2 protein-coding genes are annotated in these 1,824 nt (G+C 55.9%); both read right to left on the bottom strand.

What is annotated here, in order from left to right; genetic code table 11:
* Window positions 1–196: 196 nt before the first annotated feature.
* The gene (gene pstB, locus ACOCD2_RS12680; RefSeq protein WP_371414993.1) at window positions 197–1,000 is read right to left on the bottom strand and encodes a phosphate ABC transporter ATP-binding protein PstB; all 804 of its coding nucleotides are present in this window, start codon (window positions 998–1,000) and stop codon (window positions 197–199) included.
* A 91-nt stretch (window positions 1,001–1,091) separates the two neighbouring features.
* The coding region (pstA, locus tag ACOCD2_RS12675) for a phosphate ABC transporter permease PstA (RefSeq protein ID WP_293672757.1) at window positions 1,092–1,824 on the bottom strand (733 nt) is incomplete at its 5' end.

Below are 1,824 nucleotides of genomic sequence, written 5' to 3'. Positions count from 1 at the left end.
GCACCGGATTTCTCATCGTCTTTTTTCGGTTTTTCAATTGAATTTCAATGACTTGGCATTTATAGACGGGAACTAAGTAGGTTTCTTTACCGCCTTCCCTGGCGCGGCTGTGTACTTCTTTTGCAGCCCCAGCCCGGGCGTCCTGCCCGGGCGTTCGCCCAGCTGCGTTATGCCTTTGGGCATAACGCAGCTGGGCTCACCCAAATCGTCCTGTGATGTAGGCTTCGGTGAGTTCATGGCCAGGATTGTTGAAAATCTTGTCGGTCTTGTCCACTTCGATGAGTTTACCCAGGTGGAAATAGGCCGTGCGCTGGGAGACCCGTGCCGCCTGCTGCATGGAATGGGTGACGATGACAATGGTGTAGCGCTGGCGCAGTTCATCGATCAGCTCTTCGACAGTTGCCGTGGCAATAGGATCAAGTGCGGAGCAGGGCTCATCCATGAGAATCACTTCGGGGTTGATGGCAATGGCCCGGGCAATGCACAGACGCTGCTGCTGACCGCCTGACAGGCCAGTGCCCACGTCATCGAGACGGTCTTTCACTTCCTTCCACAATCCTGCCCGGGTCAGGGAGTTCTCCACGATCTCGTCCAGCTCGGTCTTGTCACGGGTCAGTCCATGGATACGGGGTCCGTAAGCGATATTCTCATAGATGGATTTCGGGAAGGGATTCGGCTTCTGGAACACCATACCCACCCTGGCCCGCAACAGTTCCACATCCATGCTGGGGTCGTAGATATCCTCATCGTCCAGGCGGATGCTGCCGGTGACCTTGCAGCTGTCGATAGTATCGTTCATGCGGTTCAGACATCGCAGGAAGGTAGACTTGCCACAACCTGAGGGACCTATCATGGCCAGCACTTCGTTCTTGCCGATATCCAGGGAAATATTAAAAATCGCCTGGTTGTCACCGTAGAACACATCCACATCCCGGCAATGCATGCTGACCTTCTTGTCCAGCAGAGGCTTTCCCAGGATCGTCTCCACCTGATCTTCCATTTGCACAGTTTTCATTTCTTTCACCCGGGGTTCGACTACCGACATAAATGCCTCTTTTTGCTCTACTGCCAACTTGATTCATTCCTCACGGTTACCAGCGCCTTTCAAATTTTCGGCGCAGCCAGATAGCCAGCAGGTTCATCAGTATCAGGAATGCCAGCAGCACCATGATGGCGGCGGAGGTCTTCTCTGTGAATGCCCTTTCGGGGCTGTCCGCCCAGAGATAGATCTGCACCGGCAGTACTGTGGCAGGGTCCATGATGCTGCCGGGAATATCCACGATGAACGCCACCATGCCGATCATCAGCAGGGGAGCGGTTTCACCCAGAGCCTGCGCCAGACCGATAATGGTTCCCGTGAGCATCCCCGGCATGGCCAGGGGCAGGACATGATGAAAGACCGCCTGCATCTTCGAGGCCCCCATACCCAGGGCTGCCTCCCGAATCGAAGGCGGCACGGACTTGAGCGCAGCTCTGCTGGCAATGATGATGGTGGGCAGGGTCATGAGCGTAAGCACCAGCCCGCCCACCAGCGGCGCCGAGCGGGGCAGCTCGAAAAAGTTGATGAATACCGCCAGCCCCAGCAGACCGAAGACGATGGATGGCACGGCCGCCAGATTGTTGATATTGACCTCAACAAAGTCTGTCCAGCGGTTTCTGCGTGAGAACTCTTCGAGGTATATGGCCGCGGCAACACCCAGGGGCAGGGATAGCCCCAGGGTAATGAGAATGACAAAGAAGGAACCCACGACTGCGCCACGAATGCCCGCCAGTTCCGGCTCCCGGGAATCACCGGAAGTAAAAAAACCACTGTTGAAACTGCTG

Source organism: Thiolapillus sp. (assembly GCF_048562965.1).
Classification (GTDB): domain Bacteria; phylum Pseudomonadota; class Gammaproteobacteria; order Chromatiales; family Chromatiaceae; genus Thiolapillus; species Thiolapillus brandeum_A.
Note: the sequence above shows the minus strand (reverse complement) of the source record. Positions and strands in the feature narration are given on the sequence as shown.

Bases quoted from the DNA above. Each gene is read 5' to 3' on its own strand.
- pstB (WP_371414993.1), bottom strand. From the start codon at position 1,000: ATGGAAGATCAGGTGGAGACGATCCTGGGAAAGCCTCTGCTGGACAAG.